Below are 23,076 nucleotides of genomic sequence, written 5' to 3'. Positions count from 1 at the left end.
ATCAAGCCGGGGGGGCTATGGAAAATCTGGATCGTGATCGCGCGCTGACCGCGCAGAACCTGCTGTTCCGTAACGTGGACTTCTCCAGTGTCGAATACATGCTCGAACGCAGCCAGATACGGGCACTGGCCGGCGGCGAGAAGCTGCTGCAACCGGAGATCCCCAATAACTGGCTGTATCTCATCCTGGAAGGTGAGCTGCACGTGCATCTGGCTGCACAGCAGACAGTTGAACATGCCACGCTGGTGGCCGGCGAATGCACCGGAGAAATATCATTGGTGGACGGCAAAAACCCCTCCGCGCTGGTGGTCGCCGCCAAACCCACGCGCGTGCTGGCCGTGCCGCACGACACCGTGTGGTCGCTGGTCGACCAGTCGCACGATGTGGCGCGCAACCTGCTCGCCATCATCGCCGGACGCATGCGCAACGACAATTCCGCGCTGATCACCTCGCACAACCAGCGTGCGCAATATGAACATCAGGCCACCGTCGACGCGCTCACCGGCGTGCACAACCGGCGCTGGATGAACGATGCCTTCCCGCGCGTGCTGCACCGCTGTGCGCTGAACAAACAGCACAGCGCCGTGATGGTGTTGGACATCGACCACTTCAAGAAAGTGAACGACAGCTACGGCCATCTGGTGGGCGATGCCGCGCTGAAATCACTGGCGGACATCATGCAGCACAACCTGCGCCCGCACGACCTGCTGGTGCGCTACGGCGGTGAGGAATTCGCCATCCTGCTGCCGGATACCGCGCTGACGGAGGCGAAGTCCATCGCCGAAAGGCTGCGCCAGATGGTCGCCGCCAACGAGGTGGTGAGCCACGGCGTGGCGTTCAAGATCACCGTCTCCAGCGGCATCGCGCCCATCGACGAGGTAGGCGAGCTGGAAGCAAGCTTCGCCCAAGCCGACGAGGCGCTATACCGCGCCAAGGAAGGCGGACGCAACCGGGTAGAGATCGCTGCCTGACCTTGCCTCAATTGCGGGTAGCAGGAAACTAAATCGGGTGATGCCTACTCTATGGCGTCGTTGAAATCCATTTCCGCTTGATGCCTATCGCACCCGCATGTCTGTGACCCCGCCCATCCTCCGCATCGGCCCCTACTCCATCGTGCGCGAACTTGGCGAAGGTGCGACTTCAAACGTCTATCTCGCCCTGCGCGACGGCTCCTACGCATCGGTTGCCCTCAAGCAGTTGCGCCGTGCCAGCCAGTCTGATCTGCACAAATCCATGTTCACCGACGAGGTCGAACTCGGCCGCAGGATGCAGCACCGCAACATCGTGCGTGTCATCGATGCGGACCTGAAAGAACCGACCGGTGCCTATCTGGTGATGGAATACATCAACGGCAAACCGCTGGATAGGCACGACAAGGTCGAGAATCTGTTGCCGTTGGACAAGGTGCTCTCCGTCACCGCGCAAGTGGCCGAGGCACTGAAATACGCGGCCGAGATGGGCGTGGTACACCGCGACGTGAAGCCCGGTAACATCATCCTCATGCCCAACGGCGTCGCCAAACTGGCCGACTTCGGCTGCGCCATCCCGGTCAGCGAGATGGGTGCCGTGGTCGCCGGTAGCTTGGCTTATATGTCACCGGAGCAGATCGAAGGCGAAGCGCTGGATCAGCGCTCTGACATCTACTCGCTGGGTGCCGTCCTGTACCGGCTATTGACTGGCCACCACACCTTCGAAGCGGACAACCAGTTCGACGCGCGCATCGCCATCCAGAACTTCCCCATCATCCCCATCGAAACCTACCGCAAGGCGCTGCCAAAAGTGCTCACCGACGTGATCGAACGCGCCATGCAAAAGGATCCGGCGCAGCGTTACACGAACTGGGATGAGTTCATCGCCGATCTGGCGAAGGCGATACAACTGATCGAGGCAAGTGATTACGACATGGACTTGTACCGCGGCTTCAGTATGCAGACACAGGCCGAGCTGTCGAACTACATGTCACAGTCCAGAGTGTTCTCGCGCAGTGTGTTTTCGAGGAGCGGGTTTTCCAGGAGTACGGTGCCGGATACTTATGGGGGCGGGTAGAGCGTTATGCGCATCCGTTCGTGCTTTCGACGTGTTACTAATGCCCGTTCGTCCTGAGTAGGCCGAAGGCCGTATCGAAGGATGAATGGGTTCAGCAGGCGTAGGATGGGTGGAGCGTAGCGATACCCATCAATCAAAATCAACTTCAAAACCGTCGGGGGTTGCCCGACAGCAAGTTACTTTTCTTGTCTTGCCAAGAAAAGTAACCAAAAGAAGGCGCCCCCGGTTTACCGCCCCTTCGGGGTTCCCTGCGTTGCTCGACTGGTCAGGCGGCTGCGGAACTCGCGCTCCGCGCTCAGACAGTCCTCGCCGAAATCCCCTGACCAGCCTGCGCTACTCGGCGGCGCACAGGGGAATCAAAAGCTGAACTTCAAAAACACATGGTGGGCGTTGCCCACCATGTGCCTACTTCAAAAAGCGATGCTGTGACATAAACGTGCTCCGAGGAGTAGGTGCCGGATTCGTATGTGGGGTAGCGTTACGCTCAGGGGCGTGCGGCTTCTTGCGCGTCTACTGCGGCATCGGGTTGGTGAGCATCAAAATATAGGAGAAGATGCGAGTACCTAAAAGCCAGTTTTGAATTGACAGCTTGTTGATGCACATGCAGTTGCTCCTCAACAAATTCCCGCGCCTTCAAGTAAAGCTCTTTGTGATGCGATTGAGTAACAGCCTGTCTGAACTGGTCCCCTAGATAATGCAGGATCCAAATGCCATCGGCGTCCTGAGCAAGCATTCCTAAACACAGCTCGGCTAAGCCTCGATTGTTCGAGGAATATGCGTCTTGCTCTTGGTTGTTTTTGTGGGCTTGAAGGAAGCCGATGACCCGCTGACTGACGACGATTCGCGGATACTGTGCGTACATGCTCTCCAATTCGTATGCGCGGGCTACAGCTGCACCATAGAGTTCGCCAGGGCGTATTTCGACACCCCATGCGACATCAATTGCGCCTCGGATGGGATGTCGAGTCGCAAGGCCCATGAAACAAAGGCTTCCAGCGGAACCGAAGATATTGAATATGCCATTGAGTGGGCACTTGATGTCCTTGTCTCCCAAACAAACGAAGGACACCAATCCATCAGACCATCTCTGGGTCGTGACGCGGGCGCGAAGCATCTCATCCCATAGCGCTTTTTGGTCGGGAGATAACGATGCCCGGAAAGGTGATTCTGGCGATTCACGCTGCCCCTCGCGCAGCATGTCATCTGTGCGGTCTTGCAATTTCAGTATTGCCCCGACGCTGTCTTTGAGTGTGCCGATGAATTTCTTGTGATCTTCTTCTGTTTTGAATACCGGCAGCAACCCCTGCCCCTTTAGTGCGTCGCTTTGGCCAAGGAGGTCAATGAAACTGATGAGGTAGTTATAGGCAGTCCACTGCTCGGAGGGCTTACTGGAATCGGCGGTCGTCATGTGCTTGTTTAGGCCCTACGTAAATTTGACGCCAAAAGAGTCTAATAATCTGGGTACTCAAATGTACCGGAGTCGAATTGTTTTGACTATGGTGGGCAGCTTGCTGCCCACCATCGGATTTTGACCTTTGCTTTTGCTTCCCCTGTGCGCCGCCGAGTAGCGCAGACTGGTCAGGGGATTTCGGCGAGGACTGTCTGAGCGCGTAGCGCGAGTTCCGCAGCCGCCTGACCAGTCGAGCAACGCAGGGAACCCACGAAGTGGGCGGCAAACCGGGGTCGCCTTTTCTTTGGCTACTTTCTTTTGGCGAAGCAAAAGAAAGTAGCTTGCTGTCGGGCAACAACCCCCGACGGTTTTGCTTTTAATTGATGGGCATCACCACGATCAACCCATCCTCCCACCTAAGCAACACGCCCCGCCCACTTCTGGTGCGCAGCCCCTTCCCATGCACTGCTATCAGGCAACCCAAAATCCAGCCCCGACGTAACCCGCTGTATCTACAAGCATGAAGAAGCTGGCACACATCCTGCTGTATAGCCATCGAGGGTGCTGATCATGTCGATCAGTCACTTGTGAGAACTAGGGTTCCGATCGCCGAGTTGTAAAACGGTGATGTCTGGTCCGAGAGTTCTCGGTCTTGTCGGAGACAAGGCTCCACGGAGGGATAAAAGCCCGGGAGGATGTGACCACGTTACGGTTGGCACCCTCCCGGGCTTTGTTATTTTCAGGAGTGTGTCATGTCGTCACGTAACAAGATTCTCGCCAAGTGGGACAGCATCTGGGTGATACGCGGGGAGTTGAGCCGCCGCACCTATCTGCTGTTCGCGCTGTTCGGCATGCTGGTGCCGCTGGCCGCATGGTGGGGGCTATCCGTCAGCGGCTGGATGGACAAGGTGTTCATGCCGGGGCCGATGGATGTGTTGTCCCGCGCCTATACCTGGCTCATGGAAGACGAGCTGTCGCACGACATCTGGATCAGCACCTATCGCGTCATGGCCGGCTTCGCCCTGTCTGCCGTGCTGGCCATCCCCATCGGTTTGATGATCGGCACTTACCGTCCGGTGCAGGCCATGCTGGAACCGCTCACCGATTTCATCCGCTACATGCCGGCCGTTGCGTTCATCCCGCTTGTGATGCTGTGGGTCGGCATCGACGAGAGTTCCAAGATCGCCATCATCTTCATCGGTACCTTCTTCCAGATGATCCTGATGGTGGCAGAAGACGTGCGCCGTGTGCCCATCACCCAGATCGAGGCCGCGCAGACCATGGGCGCGAGCCGCGGTGAGATCGTGTCGCTGGTGATCGTGCCGTCGGCCAAGCCCGCCTTGCTCGACACCTTGCGCGTGACCATGGGCTGGGCGTGGACCTATCTGGTGGTGGCTGAGCTGGTCGCCGCCAACTCCGGCCTCGGCTATTCCATCCTGCGCGCACAGCGCTTCATGCAGACCGACAAGATCTTCGCCGGCATCATTTTGATCGGCCTTATCGGTCTGACCATCGACCAGTTGTTCCGCTGGCTGCACCGCAGGAACTTCCCCTGGATGTACAAGAAATAAGGCGAATGATGACGACCAAGATCAACATACAGGCAGCACACAAGACCTTCGGCAGCGGCGACAAGGCCATCGTCGCTCTGCAGGAAGTGAACCTCGAGATCGGCAGCAACGAGTTCGTCACTTTCGTCGGCGCATCGGGCTGCGGCAAGTCCACGCTGCTGCGCTGCATCGGCGGACTGGAGAGCTTGTCTTCCGGCAGCATCAAGGTGGATGGCATGGACATCAACGGGCCCGGCGTGGACCGCGCCATGGTGTTCCAGCACTACAGCCTGTACCCGTGGCTGACGGTGACGGAGAATATCAAGTTCAGCCGACAGTTGCGTGCCGGGCGCGAGAACCTCACTTCATCGGATGTCGAAGCCGCCTCCGGGCGTGCTGATGCCCTGATCAATCTGATGGGCCTCAACCATGTGCGCGACGCCTATCCCAACCAACTCTCCGGCGGTATGCAGCAGCGCGTCGCCATCGCGCGTGCCCTGCTGCCGCGTCCGCAGATCCTGTTGATGGACGAGCCGTTCGGTGCACTCGACGCGCAGACGCGCGAAGTGATGCACGACATGATCCTGCACGTCTCCAAGCTGGAGAAGACCACCATCGTATTCGTCACCCATGACGTGGAAGAAGCCATCTATCTGGGACAGCGTGTGGTGGTGATGGCGCCGCGTCCGGGCCGGGTCGACAGCATCTATGAAGTCGATCTGCCGGCGCAGCGCGACCAGGACATGAAGCTGGCGCCCGGCTTCCTGCAACAGAAGAAAGCCATCCTGACCCGCATCCGCGAGACCGCCGGCATGCGCACCGACCTCGAACTGCTGGAACGTATGACCCAGCAGGCCGCACAACAGAACGACATGCAATGAGGAATGAAGAAATGACCGAACCCTTATCCAAAACCAATCTGCTGTGGGAAGAGACGCTTCCCGGCGGTGCGCATTGGTCCTTCGTGATGAAGCGCGGCACCGCGCTGCGCCTCACCGACGTGGAAGGCGGTGCCAACCTGAGCGCACTGTTCTACAACAAGGACGAGAAACTGGAACGCTACAACATGCCGGACACGCTGAAGGCGCAGCACACCGCGCACCTCACCACCGGCTTCGTGCTGTATTCCGACATGGGGCGCGTGCTGGCTTCGGTCATCGGCGACAGCGTGGGCTGGCACGACACCATCAGCGGCATGAGCAATGCTGCGCTGGTGGAGAAGAAATATGGCAAGGCTACTTACCAGCAGGCGCGCAACGACATGCATCGCAATGCGCGCGACAGCATGCTGATCGAACTGGGCAAGTGGGGATTGGGCAAGTGCGACATCGTGCCCAACGCGAATTTCTTCAGCAAGGTGAGTGCCGACGATGCGGGTGCCATGCACTACGCAGTGAACCACTCCCCAGCGGGCGGCTACGTCGAGTTGCGTTTCGAGATGGACGTACTGGTGGTGTTGAGCGCGACCCAGCATCCGCTCGACCCGAACCCCGAATACGCCCCCAAGCCGGTGTTGCTGCAGGCATGGCGCTGCGGCACGCCGGACGAACAAGACCTGTGCCGCAACTTCCGTCCCGAGAACGTGCGCGGCTTCTATAACACCGAACTGTTGTTCCGTTGAGCGCAGGAGAGAACATGAGCATCGTTGAAAGCAAACTGAACCCGCAACAGGCCAGCTATGACCTGGTGCTGCCCGCCGGCGAATCCTGGTTGCATGAAGTGAAGCGCGGACAGGTGTTCCGCATCCTCGACCTGGAAGGCAATCAGGCCGTGGACACCCTGTTCTACAGCGCACGCGAACCGGAAGAGCGCTACAGCGCAGTGGACACCATCCGCGAGCAGGGCAACCTCTACCTCACTGCCGGCACCAAGCTGATGTCCACCGAAGGCAATGTGCTGATGACCATCGTCGCCGACACCTGTGGTCGTCACGACACGCTGGGTGGTGCCTGCGCGGCCGAGAGCAACTCGGTGCGTTACGCCATCGACAAGAAATACATGCACAGCTGCCGCGACAGTTTCCTGCACGCGCTGGGCCATTGCGATTGCGGCATGGACAAGCGCGACCTCACCGCCAACGTGAATTTCTTCATGAACGTGCCGGTGACACCGCAGGGCGAGCTGACCTTCGCCGACGGCATCTCCGCAGCCGGCAAGTATGTCGAGATGCGCGCCGAGATGGATGTGTTCGTGCTGATCTCCAACTGCCCGCAACTGAACAACCCGTGCAACGCCTACAACCCGACGCCGGTGCAGCTGCTGATCTGGGACGCCGCTGCTTGATGAATCCGCGCATCCGGACGACCGGATGCCTGACCAACACGCAGGACGACCTGCGACTCAGGTGAGTAACCATGTTCGATAAAGTCTTGATAGCCAATCGCGGCGCGATCGCCTGCCGCATCATCCGCACCCTGAACAAGATGGGTGTCCGTTCCGTGGCGGTTTACTCGGAAGCCGATGCGCGTTCACTGCATGTGCAGATGGCGGACGAAGCCGTATGCATCGGTACCGCGGCAGCGGCCGACAGTTATCTGCGCGGCGAACACATCCTCGAAGTCGCGCTGAAGACCGGTGCGCAGGCCATCCATCCCGGTTACGGCTTCCTGTCCGAGAACGCGGGTTTCGCCGAACAGTGCGCACAAGCAGGCGTAACGTTCATCGGCCCGACACCGGACCAGATGCGCCGTTTCGGTCTGAAACACACCGCACGCGAGATCGCCGAACAGAACGGCGTGCCCTTGCTGCCCGGCAGCGGACTGCTGAGCGATGTTGGCCATGCACATGCCGAGGCTTCGCGCATCGGCTATCCGGTGATGATCAAGAGCACCGCGGGCGGCGGCGGCATCGGCATGCGTCTGTGCTGGAGCGCGGACGAACTGAGCGAGGCCTTTCAGTCGGTGGAACGTCTGGCACGCGCCAACTTCAAGGACGCCGGTATCTATCTGGAGAAATACGTCGAGCATGCACGCCATATCGAAGTGCAGTTGTTCGGTGACGGCAAAGGCGGCGTGATCGCGCTGGGTGAGCGCGACTGTTCGGTGCAGCGCCGTAACCAGAAAGTGATCGAAGAGACCCCCGCACCCAACATCACGCCCGAAGTCAGAAAGCATCTGCTGGATACCGCCGTGCGTTTGGGCAAAGCTGTGGGCTACCAGTCGGCAGGTACGGTGGAGTTCGTGTTCGATGCCTTGAGCGGCGAGTTCTACTTCCTCGAAGTGAACACGCGCTTGCAGGTGGAGCACGGCGTTACCGAGGAAGTGACCGGCGTCGATCTGGTCGAGTGGATGGTGTTGCAGGCCGCGGGCGAGCTGCCTGCACTGGACAGTGTCGAGATCAAGCCCAAGGGTTCGTCCATCCAGGTGCGCCTGTATGCGGAAGACCCGAATAAGAACTTCCAGCCTTCCAGCGGCGTGTTGAGCGGGGTCGAGTTCTCCGCCAATGCACGCAACGAGACCTGGGTGGAACGCGGCAGCGAAGTGCCGCCCTACTACGACCCGATGATCGCCAAGATCATCGTCAAGGCGATGAACCGCGAATCCGCGCTGGAGAAGATGAGTGCGGTACTGGCCGAGACGCGCGTGGACGGCATCGAGACCAATCTCGATTACCTGCGCCAGATCGTGGCCGATCAGGTGTTCGCCGAAGGTCGCCAGACCACGCGCTACCTGAACGGCTTCCACTATCTGCCGCATAGCATCGACGTGCTGGAGCCCGGTGTGCAGAGCAGCATACAAGACCATCCCGGCCGTCTCGGTTACTGGAACATCGGCGTCCCGCCTTCGGGCCCGATGGATGCGCTGGCGTTCCGTTTGAGCAATCAACTGGTGGGCAACGCTGCCGACGCAGCCGGACTGGAACTGACCGTATCCGGCCCGACGCTGAGATTCAACAAGGACACAGTCATTGCGCTGGCTGGTGCGGATATGAAAGCCGAACTGGACGGCGCGCCGCTGGCGTTCTGGCAGAGCCACGCAGTAAAGGCCGGCAGCGTGCTGCGTCTGGGCGCGGTGCAGGGCGGCGGTTGTCGCAGCTATCTGGCGGTGGCGGGTGGCTTCGATGTGCCGGACTATCTGGGCAGCAAATCAACCTTCACCCTGGGTCAATTCGGCGGTCACGGCGGGCGCACTTTACGCACCGGTGACGTGCTGCATCTGGGTGCGAGCACTGAAAAGTATGTGGCGCGTGCGCTACCGTCCGAGCTGTTGCCGACCTACAGCAAGCAATGGGAGATCGGCGTGTTGTACGGGCCGCATGGTGCGCCTGATTTCTTCACCCCGGCTGACATCGAGACCTTCTTCGCCACCGACTGGGAAGTGCATTACAACTCCAGCCGTACCGGCGTGCGCTTGATCGGTCCTAAACCGGAATGGGCGCGGCAGGATGGCGGCGAGGCGGGTCTGCATCCGTCCAACATCCACGACAACGCCTATGCCATCGGCGCGGTGGATTTCACCGGTGACATGCCGGTCATCCTCGGGCCGGACGGCCCCAGCTTGGGCGGCTTCGTGTGCCCGGTCACCATCGTGCATGCCGAGTTGTGGAAGATGGGTCAACTGCGTCCGGGCGACACGGTGCGTTTCCGCTTCATGTCTTTGGAGCAAGCCAACCATCTGGAGCAATTGCAGGACGCGACCATCGCGCAATTGAGATTGCCGCAGAAGCAGGCGGCCTATCCCGCCGCGCAGGAGATGGGCAGCCCCATCGTGCACACCGTCCCAGCCAAGGGCGAGCAGGTGCAAGTGGTGTATCGCCAATCCGGCGACCGCAATCTGCTCATCGAATACGGCCCGTTGGTGCTCGATCTTAATCTGCGTTTCCGCGTGCATGCATTGATGGAATGGGTGCAAGGCGCGGTGAGCGACGGCAAGTTGCCCGGCATCCTAGATCTGACACCGGGCATCCGTTCGCTGCAGATCCATTTCGACAGCCGCGAACTGGCGCGCGATGCGCTGGTGAAGATGTTGATCAAGGCCGAGAAAAAACTGCCACCTATCGAGGACATGCGCGTGCCGACCCGCATCGTGCATCTGCCGCTCTCCTGGGACGATCCATCCACCAAGCTGGCGATCGAGAAATACATGCAGTCGGTGCGCAAGGATGCGCCTTGGTGCCCGAGCAACATCGAGTTCATCCGCCGCATCAACGGTATCGAGGACATCGAGACTGTGAAGAACATCGTGTTCGAAGCCAGCTATCTGGTGATGGGTCTGGGCGATGTGTACCTCGGCGCACCGGTGGCGACACCGCTCGATCCGCGCCATCGTCTGGTCACCACCAAATACAACCCGGCCCGTACCTGGACGCCGGAGAACGCGGTCGGCATCGGCGGCGCTTACATGTGCGTGTACGGGATGGAAGGCCCCGGCGGTTACCAGTTCGTCGGCCGCACCATCCAGATGTGGAACCGCTACAAGCAGACGCGGGACTTCAAGGAAGGCAAGCCCTGGCTGCTGCGCTTCTTCGACCAGATCCGTTTCTATCCGGTGTCGGAGCAGGAGTTGCTCAAGATGCGCGAGGATTTCATCGCGGGCCGTTTCCAGCTCAAGGTGGAAGAGAGCACTTTCAGCCTGAAGGATTACAACCAGTATCTGCAGGACAACGATAAAGAGATCAGCGCGTTCCGCGACACGCAGCGTGCGGCGTTCGCCGCCGAGCGCGAGATGTGGAAGGCTAACGGTCAGGCCGAGTATGCGAGCGACAGCAATGTGGCAGAGGCAGGGGCCGACAGCGAACTCGACCTGCCACCCGGCAGCCGTGCCGTCGCCGCGCATGTGGCCGGCAACGTGTGGGCGATCCCGGCGGAAGTCGGCAGCAAGGTGAAGGCGGGCGACACGCTGGTGGTGATCGAGTCGATGAAGATGGAGATCGCGGTGGTCGCGCCGTGTGACGGCGAAGTGATCCAGATGAGTTGCCGCACCGGCGGTCAGGTATCTGCCGGGCAAGACCTGCTGGTGATCCAAAGCGAGGAGGGCTGAGATGAGACTCGACTTGAACATCGCCACCCTGCGCCGCCGCTATCTGGCCGGCGAACTGCAAGTGATGCAACTGATGCAGGACATCGTCGCGCGCATCGGTGATGATCCGCACCATGTGTGGATCCATCGTCTGCCGTTGGAAGAGATTGAAAAGTATGTGACCGCATTGCAGGACAAAGACCCTGCTGAACTTCCGCTGTACGGCATCCCGTTCGCGATCAAGGACAATATCGATCTGGCCGGTGCGCCGACCACGGCGGGCTGTGACGAGTATGCCTATCATCCGCAACGTCATGCGACGGTGGTGCGCGAGCTGATCAACGCAGGTGCCATTCCCATCGGCAAGACCAATCTCGACCAGTTCGCCACCGGCTTGAACGGCACGCGTTCACCGCATGGCGCATGTCGCAATGCCATTAACCCCGACTACATCTCTGGCGGTTCCAGCTCCGGTTCGGCGGTGGCGGTCGCTTTGGGACAGGTGAGTTTCAGTCTGGGAACGGACACCGCCGGTTCGGGCCGCGTACCGGCCGCATTCAATAATCTGGTCGGCGTGAAGCCTACGCGCGGCTGGCTTTCCACGCGCGGTGTGGTGCCAGCCTGTCGTTCACTGGATTGTGTGTCCATCTTTGCCTTGAACACAGAAGATGCATCCACCGTGTTGTCGGTCGCAACGATGCTGGACGAACAGGATGCGTATTCGCGTCAGGCGCTCACCTATGGTTTCGATTTTGGCCGTGCCGAATCCTTCTGCTTTGGTGTGCCGCGTGAGGATCAATTGCAGTTCTTCGGCAATCCGGACGCGGCAGCACTGTTCCAGAAAAGTGTCGCGGCGATGGAGGCTATCGGCGGGCAGAAAGTGGAGATCGACTTCCTGCCCTTCCTGAAATCTGCGCGGTTGTTGTACGAGGGCCCCTGGGTGGCAGAACGCTATGCCGCGATTCGTGAATTCTTCGATGCGCATGCCGATGCGATCAATCCGGTGGTGCGCGAGATCATCGCAGGCGCAAAGAAGTTCTCCGCTGCCGACACCTTTGACGGCATGTACAAACTGGAAGCCTTGCGCGCAGAAGCCGCCATGACTTGGGGCAAGATCGACTGTCTGCTGACGCCGACCGCGGGCACCATTTATCGCATAGAAGAGATGGAAGCGGACCCGATCAAGCTGAACGCGAATCTGGGTTACTACACCAACTTCATGAACCTGCTCGATTGCGCGGCGGTCGCGGTGCCCGCCGGTTTCCAGCAAGATGGTTTACCGTTCGGTATCACCTTGGTAGCCCCTGCGCATCAGGACATCCCATTACTGCATCTGGCAGAACGTTTGAGCCACGGTGCAACTAGCGAGGTGACTATGCCTCAGGCCCAAGGCAGCCGTGTGCGCGTCGCAGTGTGCGGCGCACACCTGGCAGGTCTACCGCTCAATCATCAACTCACCAGTCGCGGTGCACATCTGGTGGCACGCACGCACAGCAGCCCGGATTACAAATTCTATGCCTTGCCCGGCGGCCCGCCGTATCGGCCCGGCATGGTGCGCGTGCCGCAGGGCGGCAAGGCCATCGAAGTGGAAGTGTGGGAGATGGCAGACCGCGAATTCGGTTCTTTCGTGGCGGGCATCCCTGTCCCGCTCGGCATCGGCACGCTTAAGTTGGCGGATGGCTCATCCGTGACTGGTTTCATCTGTGAGCAGTATGCCGTGCAAGACGCGGAAGACATCACCCACTTCGGCGGCTGGCGCGCCTATATGGCACAGCGCGGAGCCTGAGATGGAACTGCAACTGTTCAAGACACTGTGGGGGCATCAGGGCGCGCTGGATGAGTCGGCGCGTCAAGCGCTCGACGCAGGCTTCGTCGGTCTGGAAGGCAATGCCGACAATCTGCCGCGCGATGAATTGCGTGCAGTGTTGCAATCGCGCAACCTCGCTTACATCCAGGAGATCGTCACCGGCGGCAACTATGTGCCGCGTCGGCATGACACGGTGCTGGAGCACATCGCCGATGTGGAACGACAGTTGCAACTGGGAAGTTCACTCGACCCGCAATGGGTGACGGTGATCGGCGGCTGCGATGCTTGGACGCTGGAACAGAGCGTGCGTTTCTTCGGTGAATCGCAGGAGATCGCGGCGCGCATGGGCATCGCCTGCAGCTTTGAGACACATCGTAGTCGCTCGCTGTTCAATCCGTGGATCACCTTGTCGGTGTTGCAGCAATTGCCGGAATTGAAGCTCACCTGCGACTTCAGTCATTGGGTGGTGGTGATGGAACGGCAACTGGATGACGACTGGGATGCCGTGCTCGAAGTCGCCAAGCATGCCCATCACATCCACGCGCGCGTCGGTTATGACCAGGGGCCGCAAGTGCCGCATCCGGCTGCGCCGGAATATGCAGGCGCACTGGCTTCGCACCAACGCTATTGGGAAGCGATCTGGGCTGCACAGCAAGCCAGCGGCAGAACGCATTCCACCATGACACCCGAGTTCGGACCGGACGGGTATCTGCATACCTTGCCTTTCACGTACCAACCAGTCGCGGATCTGTGGGAGGTAAATGCGTGGATGGGCAACACGGAACGGGAACATTTCCAAACATGGGAAAGGGGTATCACACCTTAGAAGTCCAACATCGTGCATAGGCCGGAAAGATGCCCGAAGTGGGTGCACGAATAGCAGTTTCAGGAAGTGGCAGTACCGGCGAAACAGGCCAGAACGCCGCACAGCAAGGTTGGCATGCAATCTGCTGTGAAAGGTATGTAGTTCAGTAGGGGAATCAACGCCCTTGCGTAACGGTTGGTTAATTTTAATAGGAGATCAAATGATGGATATCAAGAAACTCGTCGCAGCTGTGGCATTGCTGGTTGCTTCATTCTCGGCAGGTGCAGCGACACCGGTCAAGATCGCTTTGACTACCTGGATCGGTTACTCGCCGTTCTATGTGGCCGAAGGCATGGACATGTACAAGAAGCAGGGACTAAAAGTCACACTGCAAACTTTTGCAGATCCGGCCATGCTGCCTTCAGCAGTTGCCGGCAAGGCCGTGGATGGCGCATTGATGACTTATGACCAAGTGATCGGTGCTGCTGCACAAGGTCAGGCGTTCAAGGTGGTGATGCCGATCGACTACTCCAACGGCGGCGATGCTGTGCTGGCAGATATGTCGATCAACAAGATCACCGACCTGCGCGGCAAGAAGGTCGCTTATGCACCGTTGTCTCCTTCCGACTTCCTGATCTCTTATGCACTGAAGATCAACGGCATGAGCGACAAGGACATCAGCCCCATCAACATGACACCGGAAGCGATCCCTTCCGCGATGGCTTCCAAGGCGGTGCCGGCCGGTACGACCTATGAGCCGAACGTATCGCAGATCCTCGGTATGGGTGACGGCAAGCAGTTCCACGTGATCTATTCCTCGAAAGAAGCGCCCGGTCTGATCGCCGACGTGCTGGTGTTCGACGAGGCTTACATCAAGAAGAACGGCAAGCAGATCACTTCGCTGATCAAAGCCTATCTGGACGGTCTGGCCTACATGAAGTCGCATCCGAAAGAAGCTTCCGAGATCATTGGCAAAGCTATCGGTGTGTCGGGCAAGGAAGTGCTGGAGCAACTGGAAGGCGTGTACAACATCCCGCTGAAAGAGATGGCGCTGCCGTTCAAGCCGGGCAAAGACACCAAGTCTTATTTCGTCAGCGGTGAAGTGATCAACGAGATCCTGATGAAGAGCGGTCAGATCAAGAAGCCGGTCGCGATCGCTACCACCATCGACGACACCTTCGTTAAAGCAGTGATGAAGTAATGAAGTGAATCGCCCTTCCTTCCGTCTGCGGCAGGAAGGGTGTTTATGCAAAGGAGCACTCATGCGTTCGCGCATCTTTCGCCATGCAGATGGTGTTATTCCAAATTCGATCGCCATCACGTATGCCCTGATCGGCTACGGGGTCGGCTTGTGGTTGATGACGAGCAGCAACTTGGCAGTGGCATCGTTGGCCACGCTGTGGTTCGCCCACGCGCTCATCATCTCCGCATATCTGTTTCATGAGTTCGCCCACGACACGATATTTGCGCGCCACGACGCGAATTCATGGGGGGGTGTGTTGATGACTTGGCTCACCGGCAGCTGCTATGCGCGCTATGAGCATCTGCGTCACAAACACGTGCGCCATCATGTCGATCGCGCCGACGTCATCAGTCTGGATACCAAGGCGCTGATCCAGTCTCTGCCTGCTTCACTCCGCCGCTTCATGTTGTTGCTGGAGTGGCTGTACATCCCGGCAGTCGAGTTGCTGATGCACGCCTTCGTAATCGCTCTGCCGTTCCTGCGCGAAGAACGGCGCGCGGACCGCAGGCGCGTCGCGCTCATCTTGCTGCTGCGCGGCATCGCGTTCGCTGCGCTGGCGTATCACTCGATGCAGGCGCTGCTGCTGTATGTGCTCGCCTACCTGATCATGGTCACCGTGCTGCGTTTCGCCGATGCCTTCCAGCATACCTATGACGCGTATGCCATTCTGGAGAGCGACAAGGTGCCGGACGACAAGCTGCGCGACAAACCCTACGAGCAGGGCAACACCTATTCCAATCTGGTCAGCGTGCGCTGGCCGTGGCTGAACCTGCTGATCCTCAATTTCCCCTACCACAATGCACACCACGAACAGCTGGCCGTGCCCTGGTACCGTCTGCCCGCCCTGCACCAGAAGTTGTACGGCGACAGCAACGGACAAGTGATCCCGATGGCGAAGCTGCTGCTGCCGTTCCATCGGCATCGCGTGACGCGTGTGCTGTCCGACGATTACGGCGTGGTCGATACCACTGCCGGCAAGGCGGACGGTTTCATCGGCGCGGTATCGGTCTCCTTTCTGACTGCGGTGTGAGATCGCGATGACCGCATTACAAACGCCACGCGAGGGCCTGGCGATCAGCTCGCTATTGGTCGGCGCGCTGTTCTGGGGCATGTTGTGGTGGCCGCTGAAAGCGCTGGACGTGATCGGCGTCGCTGGCAGCATCGTGCAGGTGTTCGCCTATGGACTCGCCGCCCTGCTGCTGTTGCCGTTCGCCTTGCGCAGCTATGCACAATGGCGCGACCAGCTCGGGCTGCTGGCGATCATCCTGCTGATGGGCGGCTGGGCCAACGCCTCGCTGGTCACCTCGCTCACCGAAGGCAGCGTGGTGCGCGTGATGCTGCTGTTCTTCCTCGCGCCGGTGTGGACCATCATCGCGGCGCGCATCTTTCTCGGCGAGGCGTTCACGCGTCTGCGCCTCCTCTCGCTGGCACTGGCGCTGGCCGGCTTGGTGGCGACGCTGGGCGGACCGGAACTGTTCTCCGCGCCACTGTCGATGATCGACCTGCTGGCGCTTTCGTCCGGATTGGCGTTCGCGCTCAACAACGTGGCAGTGCGGGTCGCTCATCATCTGACCGACTCGGTACGGGCGAGCGCGATGATAGGCGGCTGCGCGCTGATCGCATTGGGCTTCCTGACATTTGGCGGGAAACCGTTGCACACACTCGACGGCCAGCAGGTCGGGGCGATGCTGGCGCTTGGCCTGCTGTGGATATTGCCCGGCACGCTGGTCACGTTCTACGGCGTGGCGCGGCTGGATGCCGGCCGTGCCGCCATCCTGTTGCTGGGCGAGCTGGTGGTGGCGGTGATCTCGGCGGTGCTGATCGGCGGTGAACATCTGTCCTGGCGCGAAGCGGTCGGTGGGGCATTGATCCTCTCCGCCGCCGTCATCGAGGCACGCACTGAATCCAGCGAGGTCGCACATGAACAGCCGGCATGACGCGCTGATCGTGATCGACATGCAGCGGGATTTCCTCGATCCCGGCGGCTATGCGGCCACGGCGGGCATGGATGTCAGCGCCCTGCGCCAGCCCATACCCTTCGTCCGTACGCTGCTCGATCACGCCCGCCGCCACGGCATGCTGGTGGTGCACACGCGCGAAGGGCATAGACCCGACCTGAGCGACTGTCCACCGGCCAAACTGGCGCGTAGTCGCCAGGCCGGTGCCGAGATCGGCAGTCAGGGCCCGCTCGGGCGTCTGCTGGTACGCGGCGAGTACGGACATGATTTCATCGATGAGTTGCAACCGCTGTCCGGTGAACCGGTGGTGGATAAGCCCGGATACGGCGCTTTTCACCAGACGGACTTGGCGCAGATATTGGCAGCGCGTGATATCAGCCGACTGTATATCTGTGGTGTCACCACCGAGGTGTGCGTGCATTCCACGCTGCGCGAAGCGTCAGACCGCGGGTTTGAATGCGTGCTGGTGGCGGATGCCTGTGGCTCCGCTCACCCTCACCTGCATGCCGCCGCATTGCAGATGGTCGCCGTCGAGGGCGGCATCTTTGGGCGCGTCGCGGAGGCACAAACAGTCATCTCAGAATTGGAGGCAGCACAATGAGTCAGGTACTAAAACTGTGGCCACTACTGACCGCTACCCATCGTTACGACAAATCGCTGTCGACCCGCAATCAAGGACAAGGGCAGATCATCGAAGCCCCCATTCTGGCGTATCTGATCGAGACCACGAACGGACGCATCCTGTTCGACGTAGGTTGCGACTACGGCAAGATCGCCAATCCGCGGCAGCGTGCCAAACACTACGACGCAGAGACATTCGCATTTGGAGCACCAGACATGCAGGAGGAGCAGCGCCTGCCCAACCATCTGGCCAAGATGGGTCTGACGCCTGCCGATGTGGATGTGGTGTTCCTCAGCCATCTGCATTTCGACCATGCGGGTGGGTTGTGCGATGTGTGCGGCAAGGAAGTGCATGTGCAGCACGATGAGCTGCAAGCGGCACGTACCGACCTGGACCCGGCCTACTTCAGCGACGATTTCGCCGGCGACTATCCATGGAAGGTGCAGCAAGGCGAGTACGATCTGGTACCGGGAGTGCGGGCGGTCTCTACACCCGGGCATACCGCGGGTCATATGTCGTTGTGGATCGAGCTGCCGAAAGGCTCTCCGGTCGTGTTGTGCGGTGACGCGGCCGACTTGTCCGAGAATCTGGCCAAGGAGATCGCGCCGGGATTGTGCTGGCAGGATCGCGAAGACCTTGCGCTGGACAGTATTCGCAAATTGAAAAATCTGCAGCAGGCAGAGCATGCCCAGTTGTGGCCGAACCACGACATCGAATTCTTCCGCACGCTGCAGAAGTTCCCGAAGTTCCACGAGTAGCAGGATTCACTGCCACTGAAACACGAAGGGCACCGCGAGGTGCCCTTCGTGTTTGTTGAGATGAGTTGCTGAGGCTCAGCGCAGGCTGGCGACGTATTTCGCCTCGGCCTTCACGGGTATCGGCACTTCGATACGCTGTGGCTTGGGCAACAGCGGATGCACAGCTTCGACGCGTTCAGCCAGTGCAAGCAGTTCTTCCGATTCCGCCGAGCGTGCTAGCTTGATCACTTCTTTTGCGTAACATTCATCGGTGCACATCCATTCGACGTCGATGATGCGGTTGTGTTCGCGTCGCAACAGGACGTGGATGCGTCCGGCCAGAGCGAACAGTTTTTCCATCTCTCCTGCCATTGATTGCTCCTTGTTATCTTGTCATCCCAGAAAAAAAGGGCACCTTCGCAGGTGCCCTTGAAATGGAGCCGGGAGGCTCCAGGGAGGAGAGGTTACACGTTGTATGCGCGCTCGCCGTGAGTCGCAGTGTCCAGACCTTCGCGCTCGTCTTCTTCCGAGACGCGCAGACCCATGACCATGTCGACCAACTTGAAGCATACGAAGGCGACCACACCAGACCAGACGATGGTGATCAGCACGCCGGTGGCTTGCGTGATCACTTGTGCGCCCATCTCGTAGCCGTCGATGCCCACGCCGCCCAGTGCAGGCGATACGAAGATACCGGTGCCGATCGCGCCGATGATGCCGCCGACTGCGTGGATGCCGAACACGTCGAGCGAGTCGTCATAGCCCAGCGACTTCTTCAGGCCGGAAACAGCCCACAAGCAGACCGGACCGACGATCAGGCCGAGGATGATGGCGCCCATCGGGCCGACCAGACCGGCAGCCGGTGTGACGGCGACCAGACCGGCAACTGCACCGGAAGCGATACCCAGCATCGAAGCTTTACCGCGCATCATCTTCTCAGCGCCCATCCAGGCCAGTGCCGCAGCTGCGGTAGCGACGATGGTGTTCAGGAAGGCCAGTGCTGCACCGCCGGTGGCTTCCAGGTTGGAACCGGCGTTGAAACCGAACCAGCCCACCCACAGCAGGGATGCACCGATCATGGTCATCGGCAGGTTGTGCGGAGCCATCGGCTCTTTACCGTAACCGATACGCTTGCCGATCACGATCGCGCCCACCAGTGCCGCGATACCGGCATTGATGTGCACCACAGTGCCGCCGGCGAAGTCCAGCGCGCCCTTCTCGAACAGGTAGCCACCGGTTGCCCACACCATGTGTGCGATAGGCAGGTAAGAGAAAGTGAACCACAGTGCGGAGAACACCATCAGCGAACCGAACTTGATGCGCTCTGCGAAGCCGCCGATGATCAGCGCGGTGGTGATCGCCGCGAAGGTCAGTTGGAAGGCCACGAAGGTGAACTCGGGGATCACCACGCCGTCGGTGAAGGTGGCAGCGGTGCTGTCACCGGTCATGCCGGCCAGGAACAGCTTGCTCAGGTCGCCGATCATCCAGTTCATCGAGCCGCCGTCACCGAAGGCCAGCGAGTAGCCGTACACCACCCACAGGATGGAGATCAGCGCGAAGATGCCGAAGACTTGGCTCAGAACGGACAGCATGTTCTTGGCGCGCACCAGGCCACCGTAGAACAGGGACAGGCCCGGCACGATCATCAGGATCACCAGCAGCGTGGACAGCATCATCCAGGTGGTGTCACCTTTATCGGGAACCGGTGCGGGGGCGGCTTCGGCAGCGGGTGCCTCGGTCGTCGCCATTACTGCTTCTGCGGCAGGTGCCGCTTCCTCGGCGAACGAGGGGCTGACTGCGCCGAACAACACGGCCAGCAGCATGAAAGATGCGAGTACTTTTTTCATCATGCTCTCCTTAAAGGGCTTCCGGACCGACTTCGCCGGTGCGGATACGGATCACTTGCTCGAGGTCGGATACGAAGATCTTGCCGTCGCCGATCTTGCCGGTCTGGGCTGCCTTCTCGATGGCTTCCAGCACGCGATCCAACTGGTCGTCCTTGATAGCGGCTTCCAGTTTGATCTTGGGCAGGAAATCCACCACATATTCAGCACCGCGATACAGTTCGGTGTGACCCTTCTGGCGGCCGAAACCTTTAACTTCGGTGACGGTGATGCCTTGCACGTCCATGGCGGACAGCGCTTCACGCACTTCGTCCAGCTTGAACGGCTTGATGATTGCAGTGACCATTTTCATCATGACTCTCCTTGAGAACGGGGCGGCGTGCCGCCCCGGTGTGATTACATCGCGTGCGATACGGATACGGCCAGAACGCCCTTGCCCCATTTACCGCCAACGGCTTCGCCATAGGTCCATGCAGAACCGGCATTCGTGCTGGTGTATGCCACGCCTACCACGTAGCCAGCCAGATCCTTGGATGCGCCCAGCTTGTAGTCGGTGTAGGAGTAGATGTCAGCAGATGAAGGCTTGAACGTTTGCTTGCCGGCATGTGCGGACAGGGTGACACCTGCATCTTCAAGGGTGTAGCTCGCATTCAGTTCGAGGTAGCTGGAACCCTTGCCGTTGACAACAGTCAGGAAGTCGCCGAGGCTGTAAGAATATTTGGCGCTCAGGAACTGGTAGCTTACGGAACCGTAGATTTCCTGAGTGTCAGCCTTGGCAAAACCGCTTGCGGCAGTGTAGTCGCCCAGGTAGTTGTAGCGAACGAAGCCAACATCGTAGCCAACATCGGAGGCAGTTCCGCGATAGCCGACATAGGTATCCAATTCCATTGTGACGCTACCCGATGCCACAGCACCGCTGTCGGCGATCCAGCTGACGTTGGAACCCCATGCACCAACATACAGGCCGCTGTCGTGGGAGTAATCGATACCGCCTTGCACTGCAGGATTGTGAGAATTCTGCGTGATGCCGCGGAAGATGTAGTCACTGACAAAGCCTACGTTGGAAGAGATGGAGGATTCTGCAGCAGCAGGCAGGGCAAAAGAAGCAGCCAGAGCAGCAACGAGCAGTTTTTTCTTCAACATGGTATTTCCTTTCGTTTAGTTTCAAAGCGGGACAAGAGTATCCACGCTTTCCATACAGCAGCAACCGTGCCAGCCCTTTAAAACCCAATAACGGCGGGCTTTGAGAGGAAACTCATGGAAGCCGTGCACGCGGATGGTGCACCGAGTAAGCGCGGATTTCGGGGTCGGCGCACAGTGTTGGTGCGGCAGTTTTTGGTACACTGCGCCCACACGATTAACAGGGAGAAGCACCATGCTGAACGCGAAGTTCTTTGAAGATATGTCGTCCAAACTGAACGAAGCCGTGGCCAACAGCCCCGCCAAGGATTTCGAGAAGAACGCACGGGCTTTGCTGGCACAGGGTTTCTCCAAGCTCGATCTGGTGACGCGCGAGGAATACGAGGTGCTGGCGCAACGCGTGGACAAGCTGGAAGCGCGCCTCGCTGCGCTGGAGTCGAACAAGTAATCCATCATGAGCCTTGCTGTTCTTTACAGTAGAGGTCTGTCGGGCATGGAGGCCGCGCTGGTCACGGTCGAAGTGCACCTTGCGAACGGGTTGCCGCAATTCACCATCGTCGGCCTGCCCGAGGCGGAAGTTAAAGAGAGCAAGGACCGCGTGCGCGCAGCGCTGCAGAACTGTCAGTTCGAATTCCCCGCACGCCGCATCACCGTCAATCTAGCGCCTGCCGACCTGCCCAAGGAGAGCGGGCGCTTCGATCTGCCGATTGCGCTGGGCATACTCGCGGCCTCGGGGCAGATCCCCGCCGACAAGCTGAATGAATATGAATTCGCCGGTGAGCTGGCGCTGACTGGCGAGCTGCGCCCGATACGCGGCGCGCTGGCAATGACCTACCGCGCGGCGAACAGCGGTCGCGCCTTTGTGCTGCCGGAAGCGAATGCCGCCGAAGCGGCGCTGGTGGAGGATGCGGTGGTGTATCCCGCACGCTCCTTGTTGCAGGTCGCCGCGCATCTGGCAGGTCGCGAACCGATCGCCCGTTTCATCCCGCAGACGGAAAGTATTCCTCCGCTTTACCCCGACATGAAGGAAGTGAAAGGCCAAACAGCCTCCAAACGCGCTTTGGAGATCGCGGCGGCGGGTTCCCATTCCGTGCTGATGAGCGGCCCGCCCGGTACCGGCAAGAGCATGCTGGCCGCGCGCTTCCCCGGCATCCTGCCTGCGATGACACAGGAAGAAGCCTTGGAAAGCGCGGCGATGCAATCGCTGGGCGGGGCATTCGAGTTGAGCCGCTGGAAGACGCGCCCATACCGCTCGCCCCATCACACCGCCAGCGCCGTGGCATTGGTGGGCGGCGGCAGCAATCCGCGTCCGGGCGAGATCTCGGTGGCGATGCATGGCGTGTTGTTCCTCGATGAGTTGCCGGAATTCGACCGCAGCGTTTTGGAAGTGCTGCGCGAGCCGCTGGAGAGCGGGCGCATCACCATCTCGCGTGCGGCACGTCGTGCCGACTTCAAGGCGCAGTTCCAGTTGGTCGCGGCGATGAACCCCTGCCCGTGCGGCTACCTCGGCCACTACAACGGCAAGTGTCGTTGCACGCCGGATCAGGTGTCGCGTTATCGCGGCAAGATCTCCGGCCCCTTGCTGGACCGTATCGACATCCAGATCGAAGTACCGGCAGTGCCGCAGGAAGACCTGATGAAGCAGTCGGATAGCGAAGATAGCGCAGCCATTCAGCAACGTGTCGAAGCAGCCCGGCAGCGCCAGCTTGCGCGGCAGGGTAAGCCGAATGCCCAACTCTCCGTGACCGAGATCGACGCACATTGCACACCGGATACTTCAGGCGAAGCGTTGCTGCGGCAGGCCATCACCAAACTGAACCTGTCCGCGCGCGCTTACCATCGCATCCTTAAAGTGGCGCGCAGCATCGCCGATCTGGCGGCGAGCAAAAACATACAGACCGCGCACATCGCCGAGGCGGTGCAGTACCGGAGGATGGATAAGGCGAACTGAGCGTCCGCTCGCTAGTGGGCGCTCGG

General features: G+C 59.9%; 21 protein-coding genes and 1 riboswitch. Of the genes, 16 read left to right on the top strand and 5 right to left on the bottom strand.

Annotated features, from left to right (window positions below):
- The first annotated feature begins 17 nt into the window (after positions 1-17).
- Positions 18-971 (top strand): GGDEF domain-containing protein, encoded by a 954-nt coding sequence (locus tag ACYCZ5_RS03880; protein WP_461543465.1) that lies wholly within the window; start codon positions 18-20, stop codon positions 969-971.
- Between the two features lie 97 nt (positions 972-1,068).
- Positions 1,069-2,046, top strand: a complete 978-nt coding sequence (locus tag ACYCZ5_RS03875; RefSeq protein ID WP_461543464.1) for a serine/threonine-protein kinase — start codon at positions 1,069-1,071, stop codon at positions 2,044-2,046.
- A 484-nt stretch (positions 2,047-2,530) separates the two neighbouring features.
- On the opposite strand, the gene ACYCZ5_RS03870 is transcribed toward ACYCZ5_RS03875, so the two are convergent.
- Positions 2,531-3,454: a hypothetical protein gene (locus tag ACYCZ5_RS03870; protein WP_461543463.1), complete on the bottom strand. Its 924-nt coding sequence runs from the start codon at positions 3,452-3,454 to the stop codon at positions 2,531-2,533.
- A gap of 565 nt (positions 3,455-4,019) precedes the next feature.
- Positions 4,020-4,132: riboswitch (guanidine-I (ykkC/yxkD leader) on the top strand.
- A 56-nt stretch (positions 4,133-4,188) separates the two neighbouring features.
- Here ACYCZ5_RS03870 and ACYCZ5_RS03865 point away from each other — a divergent pair.
- The 12 genes from ACYCZ5_RS03865 to ACYCZ5_RS03810 all read left to right on the top strand — a co-directional run bounded on the left by ACYCZ5_RS03865 (position 4,189) and on the right by ACYCZ5_RS03810 (position 18,136).
- Positions 4,189-5,007: an ABC transporter permease gene (locus ACYCZ5_RS03865; protein WP_461543462.1), complete on the top strand. Its 819-nt coding sequence runs from the start codon at positions 4,189-4,191 to the stop codon at positions 5,005-5,007.
- Positions 5,008-5,012: 5 nt separating this feature from the next.
- Positions 5,013-5,867 (top strand): ABC transporter ATP-binding protein, encoded by an 855-nt coding sequence (locus tag ACYCZ5_RS03860; RefSeq protein ID WP_461543461.1) that lies wholly within the window; start codon positions 5,013-5,015, stop codon positions 5,865-5,867.
- A gap of 11 nt (positions 5,868-5,878) precedes the next feature.
- Positions 5,879-6,607, top strand: coding sequence for an urea amidolyase associated protein UAAP1 (locus ACYCZ5_RS03855; RefSeq protein WP_461543460.1), 729 nt, complete (start codon positions 5,879-5,881; stop codon positions 6,605-6,607).
- A 14-nt stretch (positions 6,608-6,621) separates the two neighbouring features.
- Positions 6,622-7,269 carry an urea amidolyase associated protein UAAP2 gene (locus tag ACYCZ5_RS03850; protein ID WP_461543459.1) on the top strand — a complete coding sequence of 216 codons (648 nt, stop codon included), beginning with the start codon at positions 6,622-6,624 and terminating at the stop codon, positions 7,267-7,269.
- Between the two features lie 71 nt (positions 7,270-7,340).
- Entirely contained in the window at positions 7,341-10,964 is a 3,624-nt protein-coding gene (gene uca / locus ACYCZ5_RS03845) for an urea carboxylase (RefSeq protein ID WP_461543458.1), read from the top strand.
- 1 nt (position 10,965) lies between these two features.
- Complete coding sequence (atzF, locus tag ACYCZ5_RS03840; RefSeq protein WP_461543457.1) at positions 10,966-12,729, top strand: allophanate hydrolase; 1,764 nt, start codon at positions 10,966-10,968, stop codon at positions 12,727-12,729.
- A gap of 1 nt (position 12,730) precedes the next feature.
- Entirely contained in the window at positions 12,731-13,576 is an 846-nt protein-coding gene (locus tag ACYCZ5_RS03835; RefSeq protein WP_461543456.1) for a sugar phosphate isomerase/epimerase family protein, read from the top strand.
- 199 nt (positions 13,577-13,775) lie between these two features.
- The gene (locus ACYCZ5_RS03830; protein WP_461543455.1) at positions 13,776-14,756 is read left to right on the top strand and encodes an ABC transporter substrate-binding protein; all 981 of its coding nucleotides are present in this window, start codon (positions 13,776-13,778) and stop codon (positions 14,754-14,756) included.
- Between the two features lie 61 nt (positions 14,757-14,817).
- A complete protein-coding gene (locus ACYCZ5_RS03825) occupies positions 14,818-15,828 on the top strand; it encodes a fatty acid desaturase (protein ID WP_461543454.1) in 1,011 nt (336 codons plus the stop codon).
- A 7-nt stretch (positions 15,829-15,835) separates the two neighbouring features.
- Positions 15,836-16,735, top strand: coding sequence for a DMT family transporter (locus tag ACYCZ5_RS03820; protein ID WP_461543453.1), 900 nt, complete (start codon positions 15,836-15,838; stop codon positions 16,733-16,735).
- Complete coding sequence (locus ACYCZ5_RS03815) at positions 16,719-17,357, top strand: cysteine hydrolase family protein (protein WP_461543452.1); 639 nt, start codon at positions 16,719-16,721, stop codon at positions 17,355-17,357. The genes ACYCZ5_RS03820 and ACYCZ5_RS03815 overlap by 17 nt, the downstream gene beginning before the upstream one ends.
- Positions 17,354-18,136 (top strand): N-acyl homoserine lactonase family protein, encoded by a 783-nt coding sequence (locus ACYCZ5_RS03810; protein ID WP_461543451.1) that lies wholly within the window; start codon positions 17,354-17,356, stop codon positions 18,134-18,136. The genes ACYCZ5_RS03815 and ACYCZ5_RS03810 overlap by 4 nt, the downstream gene beginning before the upstream one ends.
- A gap of 75 nt (positions 18,137-18,211) precedes the next feature.
- On the opposite strand, the gene ACYCZ5_RS03805 is transcribed toward ACYCZ5_RS03810, so the two are convergent.
- From ACYCZ5_RS03805 to ACYCZ5_RS03790, 4 genes are all read right to left on the bottom strand, one after another.
- Positions 18,212-18,487 (bottom strand): hypothetical protein, encoded by a 276-nt coding sequence (locus ACYCZ5_RS03805; RefSeq protein ID WP_461543450.1) that lies wholly within the window; start codon positions 18,485-18,487, stop codon positions 18,212-18,214.
- A gap of 92 nt (positions 18,488-18,579) precedes the next feature.
- Positions 18,580-19,962, bottom strand: a complete 1,383-nt coding sequence (locus ACYCZ5_RS03800; protein ID WP_461543449.1) for an ammonium transporter — start codon at positions 19,960-19,962, stop codon at positions 18,580-18,582.
- Positions 19,963-19,972: 10 nt separating this feature from the next.
- Complete coding sequence (glnK, locus tag ACYCZ5_RS03795) at positions 19,973-20,311, bottom strand: P-II family nitrogen regulator (protein ID WP_459722455.1); 339 nt, start codon at positions 20,309-20,311, stop codon at positions 19,973-19,975.
- A 44-nt stretch (positions 20,312-20,355) separates the two neighbouring features.
- Entirely contained in the window at positions 20,356-21,102 is a 747-nt protein-coding gene (locus ACYCZ5_RS03790; protein ID WP_461543448.1) for a TorF family putative porin, read from the bottom strand.
- Positions 21,103-21,334: 232 nt separating this feature from the next.
- On the opposite strand from ACYCZ5_RS03790, the gene ACYCZ5_RS03785 reads away from it, so the two are divergent.
- Positions 21,335-21,547, top strand: coding sequence for an accessory factor UbiK family protein (locus ACYCZ5_RS03785; protein WP_461543447.1), 213 nt, complete (start codon positions 21,335-21,337; stop codon positions 21,545-21,547).
- Positions 21,548-21,553: 6 nt separating this feature from the next.
- Entirely contained in the window at positions 21,554-23,050 is a 1,497-nt protein-coding gene (locus tag ACYCZ5_RS03780) for a YifB family Mg chelatase-like AAA ATPase (protein ID WP_461543446.1), read from the top strand.
- Positions 23,051-23,076 lie beyond the last annotated feature (26 nt).

Source organism: Sideroxydans sp. (assembly GCF_054604835.1).
Note: the sequence above shows the minus strand (reverse complement) of the source record. Positions and strands in the feature narration are given on the sequence as shown.